The organism is Paenibacillus sp. FSL H8-0537, assembly GCF_038051995.1.
Lineage (GTDB): Bacteria > Bacillota > Bacilli > Paenibacillales > Paenibacillaceae > Pristimantibacillus.
Window position 1 is genome coordinate 1,393,702 of the sequence record NZ_CP150290.1, and the last position, 15,878, is coordinate 1,409,579.

The window sequence follows — 15,878 nt, forward strand, 5'->3', positions numbered from 1 at the left end:
AGCAGCACAACGGGTCTCCGATAATTAAACAAATATAGTTGACAATGTAAGCGCTTTGAACTATTATCATAAATAATAAAAACATTAATAATTAATAAATTTGTTATTAATGTTTACTAAGCAATATGGAATCATAAGGAGCCATACAACGGTTGAAAGGCCAGTTGGCTTGCAAACGGGTGTGTCGCGTAAGCCAGCACTTATACCATCATGATGCACATCAACATTTTTAAATTGTGTATGCGGTTTCATTTTATGGAGGAGGGCTTGAGGATGAAAAAAAGTTTACTTGCAACAATGGCAGCGACGATTGTGCTTGGGGGCGCTATCGCGGGCTGCAGCAGCAATTCGCAAACAGAAGGAAGCACCGAGGCTGGGCAGGGTGGCACGAAGCAAATTAGCTTTATGTTCCGCGGCGGGCCGGAGGAGCAGAAGGCGTATGAGGCGACGGTCAAGAAATTTGAGGCCGATCATCCTGGTGTAAAGGTGAAAATCATTACGACGACGGGCGACCAATACGCGACGAAGCTGAAAGCAGCGATTACGGGCAAAAGCGTGCCGGATGTCTTTTATTTTGACCCAGGCGATTTAAGAGCTTATGTGAATGCGGGAGTGCTCAAAGATATTACCGAATATGTGAAGGATGTCGACTTCGATAACCTATGGAAGCGCGGCGTCGATATTTACCGTTATGATGGCAATAACGTAGGCCAAGGCAGCATTTATGGTCTGCCGAAGGACGTTGGCCCATTTGCGCTCGGCTACAATAAAGACATGTTCACAGCGGCGGGAATCCCATTGCCGGATAAGGAAAAGCCGTATACATGGGACGAATTCATCAAGGTCAATCAGCAATTGGTGAAGGATACGAATGGCGATGGGAAAATCGACCAGTACGGAACGGGCTTTAATGTCAACTGGGCGCTGCAGGCCTTCGTCTGGAGCAATGGCGCGGACTGGCTGGACGCAACGAATACGAAGGTGACGATTGACGATCCGAAGTTCGCGGAGGCGCTGCAATATTTTGCCGATATGCAAAATGTACATAAAATTACGCCTTCCATTGAAGATGCGGCGACGCTGGATACGTATCAGCGCTGGATGAAGGGCGAGCTTGCTTTCTTCCCGGTAGGTCCGTGGGATCTTGCGACGTATGAGACGCTGCCTTTCGATTATGATTTGATTCCTTACCCCGCTGGCTCGACGGGCAAATCGGCGACATTCCTTGGCTCGCTTGGCATTGGCGTATCCAGCAGCTCGAAAAATCCGGAAGAAGCGGCGCAGCTCGTAACGTATCTCACCGCATCGCCGGAAGGCATGCAGCAGCTCGTTGATGCCAAGGTGCAAATTCCGAACCTGATTGATATGGCGGAAAAATGGGCAGCAGACACGACGACGAAGCCTGAAAATAAAGCAGAGTTTCTCCGTATCGTCGAGGATTACGGCAAGCCAATGCCTAACACGCTGACGTACAACTCGGAATGGTATCAGCTATTTTTCACCGACATTCAGCCTGTGCTTGATGGCAAGGTTACAGCTGCCGACTATGTGAAGGCAGAGCAGCCGAAGATGCAGAAGCTGCTTGATAAAGCGATTGAGCAGGAAGCGAAATCCAAGAAATAAAGGTTGAAAGCAGCAGCTAATCTCAGAGGTGATCTCAGTACCGGCAGGGTGGAGGGCAGGCGAAGCTGCGGCTCCTTGGCTTTCAAGGGGCAGCTGCAAAGAGCGTCTGTTCCTCTGGCCTCCGGTCATTTTGAGGGGTGAAACATGAAAGTAAGATCGAATCTCTACCGGAAGGAAAGCTACTACGGGTATTTATTCGTGCTGGCCCCCGTTGTTGGCTATCTCTTGTTTACGATGTATCCGCTGCTGTACTCCCTATATGGTTCTTTTACCGATTGGGATGGGCTCGGGCAAATGACATTTATCGGGCTGGACAATTTCAAAGATATTCTCGCGGATGAGCTTTTTTATAAAGCGAGCTTTAATACGATTTTTATGATGATTGGCATTCCGATTGAAATTACATTAGCGCTGCTGCTGGCGATGGGCCTGAATCGGAAAATGTTCGGTACGACAACGTTCCGGGTCATCTATTATGTGCCGGTTATTTCTTCACTCGCGGCTGTATCGATTTTGTGGCAGTGGGCCTATAACGGCGACTATGGTCTGGTGAACCAGTTTCTAGCGCTGTTTGGTTTTGAGGGGCCGAACTGGCTCACGGATAAGTACACCGTAAAGCCTGCTCTTATTCTCATGATGATTTGGAAAAATATCGGGTATTCCATGCTGCTTTATTTGGCTGCTCTGCAAAGCGTGCCGAAGGACTATTATGAAGCGGCGCAGCTGGACGGCGCGAATAGCTGGAACATTTTCTGGAACATTACGTTCCCGATGGTGAAGCCTGTAACCTTCTTTATCGTCGTCACGAAAATTATCGGGGGAGCGCAAATTTTCACTGAGGTTAACATTATGACGCCGACGGGCGGACCGGAATACAGCTCGGCAACGGTCGTTTTCTATGTATGGAAGAAAGCGTTCGAGAACCTGCAGATGGGCTATGCCTCGGGGATGGCGATGCTGCTGGGACTGTTTATTTTCGTCATTACACTCGTGCAGTTCCGCATGAATGAACGTTCCTCGAAGGATATGGAATAAACTTGCCGGCAGGAAAGGAGTGAAGCCTGACTTATGCTATCGTTAAAAAGATTCAATCTGACCGATTTGCTCGCTTTTATCGTCATCAGTATCGGTGCCGTATTCATGATTGCCCCGCTGCTGTGGACGTTGTCTACCTCCTTTAAGTCGAAGGCGGAGGTTTTTGCGCTGCCTCCGGTATGGATACCGGAAACGTTCCATTTTGAGAAGTATATCGAAATTTGGGAAAAGGGCCCGCTGCTCAGCGGCATTCAGAACAGCCTGATCATTACGGTGTGCGTGACGATTATCGGCACATTCACCTCTAGTCTGGCGGCGTTTGCCTTCGCCAAGCTGCGGTTTCCTTTCAAAAATATGATTTTCCTGCTGCTGCTTTCCGCCCTAATGATTCCTTACCCGGCGGTTATGATTCCGCAGTTTATTCTGTTCTCTGAATTTGGCTGGGTTGATACGCTCAAGCCGCTGATCGTGCCGGGACTATTCGGCAACATTATGATGATTTTTTTCCTCCGGCAGTATTTGACGAGCGTGCCAGGGGCAATTATTGAAGCGGCAAAAATTGATGGCAGCTCGTATTTCGGCATTTTCTCCAAAATCATTTTCCCGCTTATCCGTCCAGCTGTGGCGGCGCAGCTTATTTTATGGTTTATGGCGGTATGGAATGATTATTTGGCCCCGATTATTTATCTGAATTCGCCGGAGAAGCAGACGCTCCAGCTCGTTATTGCGAATTTTAACGCGACTTATGCGATTCAGACCGATTATGCGCTTATTATGGCGGCCTCTTTCATTGCGCTGCTGCCGATGCTTATTATTTTTCTCGTGTTCCAGAAGCAAATTATTGAATCAGTTGCCATTTCTGGCGTGAAAGGTTAGAGGCGCCTATGAAAAGATATTTGTTAACGATAACGGCTGTTGCAACGGTATGGCTGTCTGGCTGCTCTGGCGAGAAAGTGATTTATCCGCAGGCGCCGCCTAGCTACCCGATGTACGATACTTCAACGATAGACAATGAGCAGGGCTGGAATATAAGCAATGTGCATGATCCTTCTATTATTAAGGAAGGGGATACGTATTATATTTTCTCCACGGATGTTAAGGTTGGCGGAGTAGCAAAGCCGGGGCTCATGGTCAGAAAATCGAAGGATCTAATGAACTGGGAATGGGTAGGCTATGCGCTCGATGGTGTTCCTGCGGAAGCAGAGGCTTGGACGGGGGCAACGGGCATGTGGGCGCCGGAGGTGGCGAAGCTTGGTGAGCGCTTCTATTTGTATTATTCCGCGTCAACCTTCGGCTCGAATCGTTCGTTTATTGGCGTCGCAACAAGCGATTCGCTCGAAGGACCGTGGACGGATCAGGGGGAAGTCGTCAAGACGGGACCTGGTGATGAACCGAATGCCATTGACCCTAACATCGTAAAGGATGCCGAAGGCAAGCCTTGGTTTGTGTATGGTTCTTTTTTCGGAGGCATCTATGTATCTCCGCTTGATCCGGCTGCGGGCAAGCTTAAGGAGCAGGGCTACGGGACGAAAATCGCGGCTCGCGCTGCCTTGGAATCGGGTGCCGTGGAAGGCCCTTATATGATTTATAATGCTGAGCAGAAGCAATATTATTTGTTCGTTTCCTATGATTCGCTCAGCCAGGATTATAATGTGCGAGTAGGACGCTCGGCGTCGATAACAGGGCCTTTTCTGGATTCTCTAGGGCGGGATCTGCTCGATACCGCCTATGATCCAACCTTCGATGTCGGCAACAAGCTTATGGGCGGCTACCGATTTGCTGAAGGAGACGGCTGGATTGCTCCCGGCCATAATTCGATTTTGCAGGATGGCGGTAGCGATTATATCGTTCATCATGCTCGCCCCGAGCAGGATTCGAACTGGATGTACCTGCATGTGCGCAAGCTGCTTTGGACTGGCGACGGCTGGCCGGTGGTGTCGCCGGAACGATTCGCGGGGGAACAGGTGCAGACGCTACCTAAGGCTGCGCTTGTGGGAACATGGGAGCGCATTGTACACGAGAAATATATAGACGGGCCTATTGATTCGGAAAGGGTCGAGCTGAGAAAAGACGGTAAGATTGGCGCCAAAGACGCAAAAGATGTTGTAGACTATTGGGAGTTTGACGGCGAGCATACGCTGCGCTTGTACTTTCAAGAAGAGGATCAGACGGAGGCGGCGGTCGAAACGGTGCTGGTACTGCCAGCATGGGACTGGGAGCTGAACGAGCCTACGCTCGTATTTACCGGCATGGACGACAAAGGGCTTGCTGTCTGGGGAAAACAGATCAAATAGCCAAAATACCTCTATAAAATTGGATAGCGGCACCCTAATAATGGGTGCCGCTGTTTGTGTATCGTATATTTAACCGGGCCTTCTGCAACAAGACGGCCGTTATATCCCTTGTTAATCTTGCAAGACAGCATAATCTTGCCTCGTAACCTAACTCCAAAACAACGGAAGCCCTACCTCTCTTCCATCCTTGCGGCTCCTAGACCGCGCCAGTGTGAATCAAAGCTCGTACAGCACGAACGTGAGAATTCAGAAATAACAGAAAAGAAAATCCAGAAAAGAAGATTAAGATCTGTGGAAAACATTGAATCTCTAGGAGGGATATTTGGGGGTTAAATATAACACATCAAAGTCTATTATAGCCCATATATAGAATAATTGCAAGGGGAGGCAAAAAGATGGCTCTATATGCATGACTTTTGCCTATCTGGATACGCTATTTTAAGGTGAAACAGCTGTCGCCGTCCTCTAGCGGCACGCGGCGTTTCAGTCCGCTTACCCGGGTAAGAGCAAACAAATGCAGGAGGCGTAACCTTTTATGCAGGATTGGTTGGAAATTACGCTGCGAACGTTGTCCTCGGTCGTTATATTGTTTATCATGACGAAGCTGCTGGGCAAACGGCAAATTTCGCAGCTGTCGTTATTTGAGTATATTACGGGAATTACAATGGGGAACATTGCTTCGTATATTTCGCTTGACCTCGATAATGACTGGTATTTAGGTATTGTCGCTTTGTCGGTGTGGGTGATTGTGTCTGTAGGGTTTGAGTTCGCGACGATGAAAAGCAAAAAGCTGCGCGACTTTATAGATGGAAGAGGAACGGTGCTTATTAAAAAAGGAAAGCTGCTGGAGAGAAATTTAAGCAAGGAGCGTTTGACTTTGGATGAGCTGCTGGAGCAGCTGCGCAAAAAGGATGTTTTTCAAGTAGCGGATGTGGAATTTGCGATCATGGAGCAGAGCGGCGAGATCAACGTTCTATTGAAGAAGGAGCAGCACCCGCTCACCGCCGAAATGCTAGGTATCCAGGTTCCGGAGCAGGCAGAAGCCAAGACCATTATCATGGATGGAAAGGTGCTCCTGCCGGAGCTGAAAGCGGCAGGCCTTGATGAAAATTGGCTGAACAAAAAGCTACGTGAGCAGCAAATGAAACTTAAGGACATTTTTTTGGGACAGGTGGATGATCAGGGAGGACTCATGCTTCAGACAAGCAGTAAATCCATTGAGCGAGCAAAGCCTAAAAATCCCAAAACGCAGCTTCTTCAAATAATGAAGCAATTTGAGGTTCAACTGCAGCTTCAGGATCAGCTGTTTCTCGATGAGAAGGACAGGTCCGATTATCAAAGCGCGATAAATAAGCTGCAAGCGCTAATTAATAAAAAATAGGCCGGGCGGCCACTGGCGCTGTGTCATAAATGCTGTAAAATCGGCTGTTCAACGCAGACGATGTATTTTAAAATATACGGAGGTGGATATACATAACGATAAGGGGCGAGCTATGAGACAGGTTTTATTTTTGCGCGCATACAATTACTTCTATTTCTCGCTGTTTGCATTATTTCTCTCCTTTCTGCCGATTTATTTGGCTGAACGCGATATTAGTGCGACGAATATTGGGTTAATGCTGGGGCTGGGCAGTCTCATAGGCGTCGTATCTCAGCCGCTCTGGGGCATGATTAGCGACAAATATAAAGTAGTCAAAAAGGTTTTACTGCTGCTAATTGCGATATCCGTCGTAATCGGCGGACTGCTCTATCGCTCAACAGAGCTGGTGCCGTTGTTTGTAGGGATAAGCTTGATGTATTTTTTCTTCATGCCGACCGACCCTCTTGTTGAAAGTTTCAATTATCGTGTGTCCCGTCATTACAAGGTCCATTTTGGCTCGATTCGGATGTATGGCGCGCTTGGTTTTGCGATGGCCTCCTCCATCATCGGCTATGCGGGCAAGCACTATGGCATCGGCAGCTTGGCGGTATTATTTCTCGTTTATGGGATCATTACCTTGCTGCTGTGCAGTCTGCTTGCAGAAGTGCCAGCAGCCTCCAAACCGATTGCGATCAGGGATTTCGGCTTGTTTATCAAAAGCAAGCAGACGCTATGGTTTCTCGGGCTTGTGCTGTTTCTCGCCGTGCCGCACCGGTTGAATGATAATTATATTGGCCTCTACATCAAAAGTTTAGGCGGTGATGTCCAACTGGTCGGGCAAGCCTGGACCGTTATGACGATTATTGAAGTTGTCTTTTTTGCCATTAGCCATTATTTTATTAAACCGGGAAAAGAGCTGGCTGTTATCGCTGCTGCTGCTAGTTTCTATGTGCTGCGCTTTGCGCTGTCTGCTGTCGTCACAGATCCTGCATCTCTCATGTGGCTGCAACTGCTGCAGGGTGTCTCCTTTGTGCTTTTTTATGCGGCTTCGATTCAGTATTTGTATGCGATTATTCCTGAGGAATGGAAGGCAACGGGGCAGACGGTGCTGGCGGTATTGCTGTTTGGGGTATCCAGCATAGTATCGGCAACCGTCGGAGGGTGGTTCATTGATCAGTACGGCGGGTCGAAGCTTTACGGGGCAATGGCGTTCTGGTCGCTTGCTGCCATGCTGCTATGTCTGTTCATTATGCTGAAACAGAAGAAAGGGGACCCTGCTTAACGGTCCCCTTTCTTCATTATTGCGTTGCATCAGCATATATAATAGAAGAGTTTTTTTGATACACAAAGGCGAGGCACGACTTTATGGTGTCTTTTTGGATTGAATAGGCTTAGGCATTTCCTTGCCGCCGATAAATTGATATTTCACCAAAGTATTAAAAGCATCGACATGCGGGGTCAGCGGCCGTCCGCCCCAAGATTCCACCGCATAATCATTCATTTGGTTCACAAAATCCATATTGGCGGATATGTGCACCTCCTGCACCATAGGGGCAAGCTCACGAATACGCTTGGCGATAGTCTGTTTAAGCTCAGGAGACAGCTCATTGTGGTCGTTGACTGAAAAATACGACTGATAGGGCCTGACGAGCAGCCGATTGTCCTCAAGCGGGCTGACACGGCTCGTGTTATAGGCGTCCTCAGGCTGTCCGCCGTTCAACTGCTCCCGATTGCCTCCAGCGCCTCTTGTGCCAACAGCGGTCCAATCAAGCACGATGCCGACATAAGCGTTTTTGTCCGTCAGCATGACGTTCGCCGAGGCGACGCCATTTAAATCCGTCACCTTTTTCGAGAGGGTATTGCTGTATTCAAAAAAAGCATTGTCATGCTGATGCGGGTTGCTTGTCGTCGTTCCATACATTTTGCTGCCCAGCATTTTTGGATCGCCGGCTTTCCTGCTGCCATAATCGTAGTCGCTGTTTTGTACCCGCTGCTCGTAGTTGCAGGCAGTGGATGAGCTAACGAGGAGGGCGGCGCATAATAACGCATTAAGCATTCGATTTTTAGGCATTTGGATGTCCTCCATTCCTGCTGTAATAAGAATAGGGTTTGTAGGGAACGATTAAATATACACAGGAAAAGCTATACAGATTTGACTTTGTGAACGGAAAGCCCGCGATTCTCGAAAAAAGCGCTTTAAAATAACGAATTTGACAGCTTTGCGAACAATTTGTGAACTCTCTGTGGAACATTGACAAATAAGGGCTTCAACTTTATATTTAATAAGGTATTAAGGTCGCAGAAGTTGTCATTTTTTATTAGCTTAAAAACAAGCAGTTTGCCACAATTTCGGGGTGTTTACAGCTGCAAAAACGTCAAAAGTGGGGTTGATTATTGATGAATCGGTGGCAGTTTTTAAAACGGCTTACGCCGCTTCTGGCCTTGATGGTATTGGTGCTGTCAGCATGCGGACGAGCAGATCTATCCGCGCTGAATCCCCAGGGGCCCGTAGCGCAAGAGCAATTCGGATTGATGAAGCTCGCATTTTCAATCATGATCGGTGTAGTTGTGATTGTCTTCGCGCTTTGTTTGTTTGTCATTGTTCGTTTTCGCAGACGCAAGGGGGATAAGTCGATTCCCAAGCAGGTCGAAGGTAGCCACAAGCTAGAGATTATTTGGACCGTAATTCCTATTATTCTCTTGATTATTTTAGGTGTACCTACTGTACAGTCCGTGTTTAACCTGTCAAAGGATTATTCAAACGATCCAGATGCGGTTAAAGTAATCGTAACTTCACACCAGTATTGGTGGGAATTCGAATATCCGGAGCTGGGCATTAAGACTGCGCAGGAACTGGTTATTCCTAAAGGCAAGATCATTACAATTGAAGCGAAGACAGCAGACGTGCTTCACTCGTTCTGGGTTCCTTCTCTTGCAGGTAAAATCGACACTAATCCTGGTGGTTCTACAAATAAAATGTTCTTCTCGGCACCAAAAGAAGGCGTTTACTTGGGCAAATGCGCCGAGCTTTGCGGACCTTCCCATGGCTTGATGGACTTTAAGGTGAAATCGGTTGATGATGCCTCGTTCGACCGTTGGGCAGCCGCGCTTCAAGAACCAGTAGCAATGCCAAGCGATCCGGTAGTTGCCGCTGCTTTCGAAAGCAAATGTCTCGTTTGCCACGCTGTTGGCGACAAAGGCGGACCATTGTATCCGAACCTTACCGGTATCGGAAGCCGTGATTCCGTTGGTGGTATCCTGATTAATACAGACGATCCTAAGTACTCCAATGAAGCTTCCACTTACGAAAATCTTCATCGTTGGATCGAAAATCCAGATGACATTAAACCTGGCAATCTGATGGGCAAGATCGATCTGACGCAGCAAGAGCTTGATGGTATTGCGAAATACTTATCGGAATTAACATTGGACTACGAAAAATAGATCATCGGTGATGAAAAGGAGGTACCAACTTGGCTCAAGGACACGCGGTTAAGCGTTACTCTGGTCTGATGGACTGGTTAACAACGGTTGACCACAAAAAAATCGGTATTTTATATTTGATCGCCGGCGGTTTTTTCTTTCTAGTCGGTGGTTTGGAAGCACTTCTTATTCGGATTCAGCTTTGGAAGCCGCTAAATGATTTCGTTAGTGCGGATACATACAATGAGCTGATTACGATGCACGGTACGACGATGATTTTCTTGGCTGCGATGCCGATGCTGTTTGCTTTAATGAATGCGGTCGTTCCGCTGCAAATCGGCGCACGCGACGTTGCCTTTCCGTTTGTAAATGCACTAGGCTTCTGGACGTTTTTCTTCGGAGCGGTATTATTGAATGTCAGCTGGTTCACGAGTACAGGTGCGCCAGCAGCAGGCTGGACGGCCTATGCACCACTTTCGGGGCCGGCGTTCAGTACTGGCCATGGGATGGATTATTATGTCCTGGGTCTCCAGATAGCCGGTATTGGTACGCTAATCGGAGGCATTAACTTCCTGGTAACGATTATTAATATGCGTGCTCCAGGCATGACCTTCATGCGGATGCCGATGTTTACATGGGCTTCGTTCATTACGTCGGCGCTTATCTTGTTCGCTTTCCCTGCACTTGCTGTAGGCTTGGCAGCACTGATGTTCGACAGGATATTCGATGCCAACTTCTTCGACCCTAATAATGGCGGTAACGCTGTATTATGGGAGCATATTTTCTGGATTTTCGGACATCCTGAGGTATATATCCTCATCCTGCCTGCCTTCGGTGTTATTTCCGAGGTAATCAGTACGTTCTCGCGTAAACGCCTGTTCGGTTACAGCTCGATGGTGTTCGCGACCATTCTGATCGGCTTTTTGGGCTTCATGGTTTGGGCCCATCACATGTTTACGACGGGTCTAGGCCCTGTTGCAAACGCCTTGTTCTCAATAGCAACGATGCTGATTGCGGTACCAACAGGTATCAAAATCTTCAACTGGATCTTTACGATGTGGGGCGGCTCGATCAAGTTTACGAGCGCTAACTTGTATGCTGTTGGATTCATTCCAACCTTCGTTATGGGTGGCGTTACAGGCGTTATGCTTGCAGCTGCTCCAGCGGATTTCCAGTATCACGATACGTATTTCGTAGTTGCCCATTTCCACTACGTTATCGTCGGCGGTCTGATTTTAGGTATTTTCTCCGGTCTTCACTACTGGTGGCCTAAAATGTTCGGTCGCATTCTGAATGAAACGCTTGGAAAATGGACGTTCTGGATATTCTATATCGGCTTCCATCTGACATTCTTTATTCAGCATTTCCTCGGCTTGCTCGGTATGCCGCGTCGTATTTGGACGTACCTGGACGGCCTTGGATTCAATGAAATGAACCTGATTAGTACAATCGGTGCGATTATGATGGGTATTGGTACGATTATGTTCATTCTGAACGTAGTTATTACGAATGCAAAACCACAAAATGCAGCGGATGATCCTTGGGAGGATGGCCGTACGCTGGAATGGACCATTCCATCGCCGCCTCCGGAATATAACTTTAAGCAAACTCCGCTTGTTCGCGGCTACGATGCTTATTGGAAAGAAAAAATGGATGGACACAAAGGCATGACACCTGCTGAGCCAATTGGCTCGATCCATATGCCATCTCCTTCTATTCTGCCGTTCACAATGTCGCTTGGCTTGTTCATTACAGGCTTTGGCCTGATGTATTCGAGGGATTGGACGTTTATTACAGAGCATATCGGCTTCTATGTTGCCGGTCTTGGCCTGCTCATTACGTTCGGAAGCATGTTCCTTCGCTCGGTATATGATGATCATGGTTTCCACATTGAGCCGGAAGAGTTGGAAGACAAGGGGGTTAAAGCATGAGTACACATTCACATGCAGATGGGCATCTTCCTCATGAGCCCGAGAAAGCCACTCTTGAGGGCCGCAATAAAGTATTAGGCTTCTGGCTATTTCTTGGTGGTGAAACGGTCTTGTTCGGAACGCTGTTCTCGGCGTTCCTTGCTCTTCGCCATCAAGTGCTGGATGGACCGCAGCCGAGCGAGCTGTTTAAGCTTTCGCTCGTTGCAGCAGCAACTGCTATTTTGCTTACATCAAGCTTGACTAGCGTATTTGCTATCCAAGCGCTGCATAATCATAATGTAAAAGCGTTAATCAACTGGTTGATCGTAACCGTAGTGCTCGGACTTGGATTCCTTGGACTCGAAATTTATGAGTTTTACCACTATGTGCATGAAGGACATGGCTTTACGACAAGTGCGTTCAGTTCTTCCTTCTATACGCTAGTCGGTTTCCACGGTGCTCACGTTGCGTTCGGTATTTTCTGGATTTCCAGCATTATCGGACAGTTGATGAAAAAGGGCCTTACGGTTGTTACAGCTCCTAAAGTGTATGTTGCAGGTATGTACTGGCACTTTATCGACGTAGTTTGGGTATTTATCTTCACCGTCGTTTATTTGATGGGAAAGGTGGTCTAGCCAAATGGCAAGCAATCACTCGACAGCTGAAGACCAGCGTCCAGTTCGCCACAACTCAGAAGGACCGAAGAAGCACATTATTGCTTTCATTTTCTCCATATTGCTAACACTCGTGGCATTCGCTGCGGTAGCGGCTGGCGAAATCAATAAAAGCTTCATCTATATCATTATCATGGGTTGCGCTATGCTCCAAGTATTCGTACAAATGGCATTCTGGATGCATATGAAAGACCGCGGCCACGTTTTCGCTACGGTCGGCATTCTTATGGGTGTATTCATTGCATTCACGTGTATCATTATGGCGGAATATTGGGTTTGGTGGTAATACAGATTTACAATTGCACAGAGGAGGGTTCCCGGGTGGGTTCCCTCCTCTTTTGCAGAAGATAAAGGGAGGTTGCAGCCATGCTTGGCCTGGAATATTTCAGTTTTGAAGAGTTGTGGACCCCATGGTATATGTTCGGTACAATTGCAGTTATTATTTTGTATTTTTATTTGAACGGACCATGGCGGGAGAAGCACGCACCGCTTGAGGCGTCTGCAACAGGCAAGCAGCGGTTTATGTTTGTTGTTTCAGCTATTCTCTATTATTTGTGCAATGGCGGGCCGCTTAATTTCCTGGGACATTTAATGTTCACCTTCCATATGTTCAATATGTCGATTTCGTATCTCATTGTGCCGCCAATGCTTATTTTATCAATCCCTGCATTTATGTGGCGCAAGCTGTTTGCTTCGACAAAATGGCGTTCGCTCAATTTTTTAATGAATCCTATTTTATCGCTGCTGCTGTTTAATCTATTGTTTTCTTTTTACCATGTTCCAGGCATACATGACTTTGTCATGACTCACTATACGATTCACCGTATCTATTATTTTGTTATGCTAATTGCTGCGATTATGATGTGGTGGCAGATTGCATGTCCCGTGCCGGAATGGAATCGCCTGACAGATTTGAAGAAGATGGCGTATGTTTTCGCGAATGGCATTTTGCTGACTCCCGCGTGCGCCTTAATTATATTTGCAAGCAGCCCCTTGTATGCGGTATATAATGATCCAAATGTTTGGGTTCTGGCGATGGGTTATTGTGTATCGGGTGATCCGACAAGGCTGCTTACGATGTTCGACGGTCCTCAATTTTTCAATTTGATGGAAGTGGTAGAGGACCAGCAGCTGGGCGGCATCGTCATGAAGCTATTGCAAGAGCTGATGTACGGCATTATACTGGCGTATATATTCTCTCATTGGTACAAGCGTGAGAATAAGGAAGACGATTTGCCTAATACCAATACAGGTACGGCATAAACTTATATAAGCTGAACCTAAGTGGTTATGGAGCAATGACGACCTTTGCTACCATGCCATTCATTAGTTCAACTTCTGTAATAGTCATGCGGATTTACTATTTTACCGATATAGGTGGGATCGACATTGGATTGGTATTTTATTCTCCCTACAATAAGCACATCGTTTATCGTTATTAGTGCGATACTGGTTGCGATTGGTTGGGGACTGATTATTAAGCGGAAGGTTGAGGCGCATAAGAAAGTGATGATTGCAGCTGCAATTGCAGCCATCATCTTCTTTATTATTTACTCCTCACGAACAATAGTTGTCGGCAATACGACATGGGGCGGACCCGACAGCATGCATCTCTATTATGTTATCTTTCTGATTTTCCATATTACGCTCGCAACGGTAGCAGCGGTATTCGGAATTACGACGCTGGTGCTGGGCTTTAGGAGCAAATATGACAAGCATCGCAAATGGGGCCGTGTGACGTCGATCATCTGGTTTTTCACAGCGATTACGGGAGTTATTGTTTATGTGCTGCTTTATTTATTGTATCCGGGCGGCCATACGAAGCCGATGATTGATGCTATATTTGGTCTATAAGGTTAAAATCACGACAAGGAAGCCGCGAAGCTGATTCGCGGCTTTGCTGTATTAAGGGGGTCTTGCTTTGCCAAGAGAGATTCACGCAGATGAGCTGGCGGCGCTCAAGGAAATTGCCGAAATGCTCAATTCGATGAATGATATGAAGGTCATGCTGAATGCGGTGCTAGTAAAGCTTCTTGAGGTCACGAGCTTTACAACAGGCTGGATTTTCTTGCTCGATGAGCATTCAGACAGCATATGTGCGGCCGCGCAAAATCTCCCCTCAACCCTTGCGGCAAACGATAATGCAGCGATGTGCGGAGAAGGCTGCTGGTGCACCGAAAGCTATCGTCAGAACAAGCTGAATCGCGCGGTCAACATTATTGAATGCTCGCGAATCGTATATGCTGCGGAATACAACGCCGGCGATAAAGGCGGCTTGACGCATCATGCGACGGTGCCGCTGAAAGCAGGCACAGAGAGCTTTGGACTGCTGAATGCTGCGCAGGCGGGCAAGGAATTTTTTTCGAATGAGGAGCTGGCCCTGCTGCAGGCGGTTGCCTACCAGATAGGAACAGCGATTAAGCGTATCCGGCTATTTCAGGCACAGGAGCGAAGTGCGCTGCTCTATGCGAAGCTTGGCGACGTCATTACCCGAATCCATGCAGTGCAGGACATTAGCGAGCTTCCGCTTAAAGCCGTAGAACATATCGCTGAAGCATTCGACTGGCCGCAAATTGCTTTATTCGTCTATGAGCAGGATAAGCTCTCGCTTCGTGCCAATTATGATGGACGGCAGACGAGGGAAGGCTGGCAGCAGCTCGATTGTGAAAATGGAGGGCTTGTTGCCGAAGCGTTTCACCATAATCGTCTCGTCGTTGTTGTGGATAGCAAGGAGGAAGCGGTTGTGCCGCTAACAGCAACGGGTCTAAAGGCATTCTCATCGGCCGTGGCGATTCCGCTGCGAAGGGGAAGCTGTCCATATGGTGTTCTGTTCATTAGCAGTATGGATAATGGGCATTTCGATCATTATCATGAGGAGTTTATGTATGCGCTCGGCGAGCATTTGACGCTCAGCATTGATAATTTGAGAGTAATTGAGCAGCGTAGGGAGCTTGCCCGCATGGAGGAGCGAATCCGAATGGCACGGGATTTGCATGATTCGGTGATGCAGAAAATATTTTCGATGTCCTTTATCGCCAAAGGGGCAGAAAAGATTCTTGGCGGGAAAGAGCCGATTGTGGAGCGCTCGCTTCAGGAAATTGCCAGCTTGTCGCAGGAGACGCTAGGCGAGATGCGTACCCTTATTTGGCAGCTGCATCCCGCTGGCCTGGAGAATGGGCTGCTGCCTGCGCTTAAGCAATACGGCGAAAGGATGGAGCTTACCGTACATACGAAGGCAGAAGGGCTGAAGGAGCTTCCCCGAACGCTGGAGGAAGGGCTGTGGCGAATTGGCCAGGAAGGGCTCAACAACATTCGAAAGCATGCCGGCGTGAATGAGGCCTATATTCGACTGGTGAAATCGGAGCGGGCAGTATCGCTGGAGATCGAGGATCATGGGCGAGGCTTTTCGCCTAAACAACTGCACGAACAGACGATGGGAATGCTGTCCATGCGGGAAAGAGCAGAAGCGCTCGGCGGCGAATTTATTATTCATAGCGAGCTGGGGCAGCGAACCATTATTCGGGCAAGCATACCGCTGGCATTAGAGGAGGGAGGGTAA

The 15,878-nt window shown here is 47.8% G+C and carries 14 protein-coding genes; 13 read left to right on the top strand and 1 reads right to left on the bottom strand.

The window, feature by feature from the left end; all coding sequences use genetic code 11:
* The first annotated feature begins 273 nt into the window (after window positions 1-273).
* The 6 genes from MHB80_RS05630 (at window position 274) to MHB80_RS05655 (ending at window position 7,594) form a co-directional block, all read left to right on the top strand.
* Window positions 274-1,623 (top strand): sugar ABC transporter substrate-binding protein, encoded by a 1,350-nt coding sequence (locus MHB80_RS05630; protein WP_341281260.1) that lies wholly within the window; start codon window positions 274-276, stop codon window positions 1,621-1,623.
* A gap of 144 nt (window positions 1,624-1,767) precedes the next feature.
* Window positions 1,768-2,658 (top strand): sugar ABC transporter permease, encoded by an 891-nt coding sequence (locus MHB80_RS05635; RefSeq protein WP_341281261.1) that lies wholly within the window; start codon window positions 1,768-1,770, stop codon window positions 2,656-2,658.
* Between the two features lie 33 nt (window positions 2,659-2,691).
* A complete protein-coding gene (locus MHB80_RS05640) occupies window positions 2,692-3,534 on the top strand; it encodes a carbohydrate ABC transporter permease (RefSeq protein ID WP_341281262.1) in 843 nt (280 codons plus the stop codon).
* Window positions 3,535-3,644: 110 nt separating this feature from the next.
* Window positions 3,645-4,952: an arabinan endo-1,5-alpha-L-arabinosidase gene (locus MHB80_RS05645; protein WP_341282866.1), complete on the top strand. Its 1,308-nt coding sequence runs from the start codon at window positions 3,645-3,647 to the stop codon at window positions 4,950-4,952.
* A gap of 535 nt (window positions 4,953-5,487) precedes the next feature.
* The gene (locus MHB80_RS05650) at window positions 5,488-6,333 is read left to right on the top strand and encodes a DUF421 domain-containing protein (RefSeq protein WP_341281263.1); all 846 of its coding nucleotides are present in this window, start codon (window positions 5,488-5,490) and stop codon (window positions 6,331-6,333) included.
* Window positions 6,334-6,445: 112 nt separating this feature from the next.
* Window positions 6,446-7,594 carry an MFS transporter gene (locus MHB80_RS05655; protein WP_341281264.1) on the top strand — a complete coding sequence of 383 codons (1,149 nt, stop codon included), beginning with the start codon at window positions 6,446-6,448 and terminating at the stop codon, window positions 7,592-7,594.
* An 81-nt stretch (window positions 7,595-7,675) separates the two neighbouring features.
* On the opposite strand, the gene MHB80_RS05660 is transcribed toward MHB80_RS05655, so the two are convergent.
* Window positions 7,676-8,383, bottom strand: coding sequence for a YhcN/YlaJ family sporulation lipoprotein (locus MHB80_RS05660; protein WP_341281265.1), 708 nt, complete (start codon window positions 8,381-8,383; stop codon window positions 7,676-7,678).
* A 323-nt stretch (window positions 8,384-8,706) separates the two neighbouring features.
* Here MHB80_RS05660 and coxB point away from each other — a divergent pair, with 323 nt between their 5' ends.
* From coxB to MHB80_RS05695, 7 genes are all read left to right on the top strand, one after another.
* The gene (gene coxB, locus MHB80_RS05665) at window positions 8,707-9,756 is read left to right on the top strand and encodes a cytochrome c oxidase subunit II (RefSeq protein ID WP_341281266.1); all 1,050 of its coding nucleotides are present in this window, start codon (window positions 8,707-8,709) and stop codon (window positions 9,754-9,756) included.
* A gap of 68 nt (window positions 9,757-9,824) precedes the next feature.
* A complete protein-coding gene (gene ctaD / locus MHB80_RS05670) occupies window positions 9,825-11,666 on the top strand; it encodes a cytochrome c oxidase subunit I (RefSeq protein ID WP_341282867.1) in 1,842 nt (613 codons plus the stop codon).
* A complete protein-coding gene (locus tag MHB80_RS05675; protein ID WP_341281267.1) occupies window positions 11,663-12,280 on the top strand; it encodes a cytochrome (ubi)quinol oxidase subunit III in 618 nt (205 codons plus the stop codon). Before ctaD ends, MHB80_RS05675 begins: the two co-directional genes overlap by 4 nt.
* A gap of 4 nt (window positions 12,281-12,284) precedes the next feature.
* A complete protein-coding gene (locus MHB80_RS05680) occupies window positions 12,285-12,605 on the top strand; it encodes a cytochrome C oxidase subunit IV family protein (protein WP_341281268.1) in 321 nt (106 codons plus the stop codon).
* 80 nt (window positions 12,606-12,685) lie between these two features.
* Window positions 12,686-13,582: a cytochrome c oxidase assembly factor CtaG gene (gene ctaG / locus MHB80_RS05685; protein ID WP_341281269.1), complete on the top strand. Its 897-nt coding sequence runs from the start codon at window positions 12,686-12,688 to the stop codon at window positions 13,580-13,582.
* Between the two features lie 126 nt (window positions 13,583-13,708).
* Window positions 13,709-14,173 (top strand): DUF420 domain-containing protein, encoded by a 465-nt coding sequence (locus tag MHB80_RS05690; RefSeq protein WP_341281270.1) that lies wholly within the window; start codon window positions 13,709-13,711, stop codon window positions 14,171-14,173.
* A 121-nt stretch (window positions 14,174-14,294) separates the two neighbouring features.
* Window positions 14,295-15,878, top strand: a complete 1,584-nt coding sequence (locus tag MHB80_RS05695; protein WP_341282868.1) for a GAF domain-containing sensor histidine kinase — start codon at window positions 14,295-14,297, stop codon at window positions 15,876-15,878.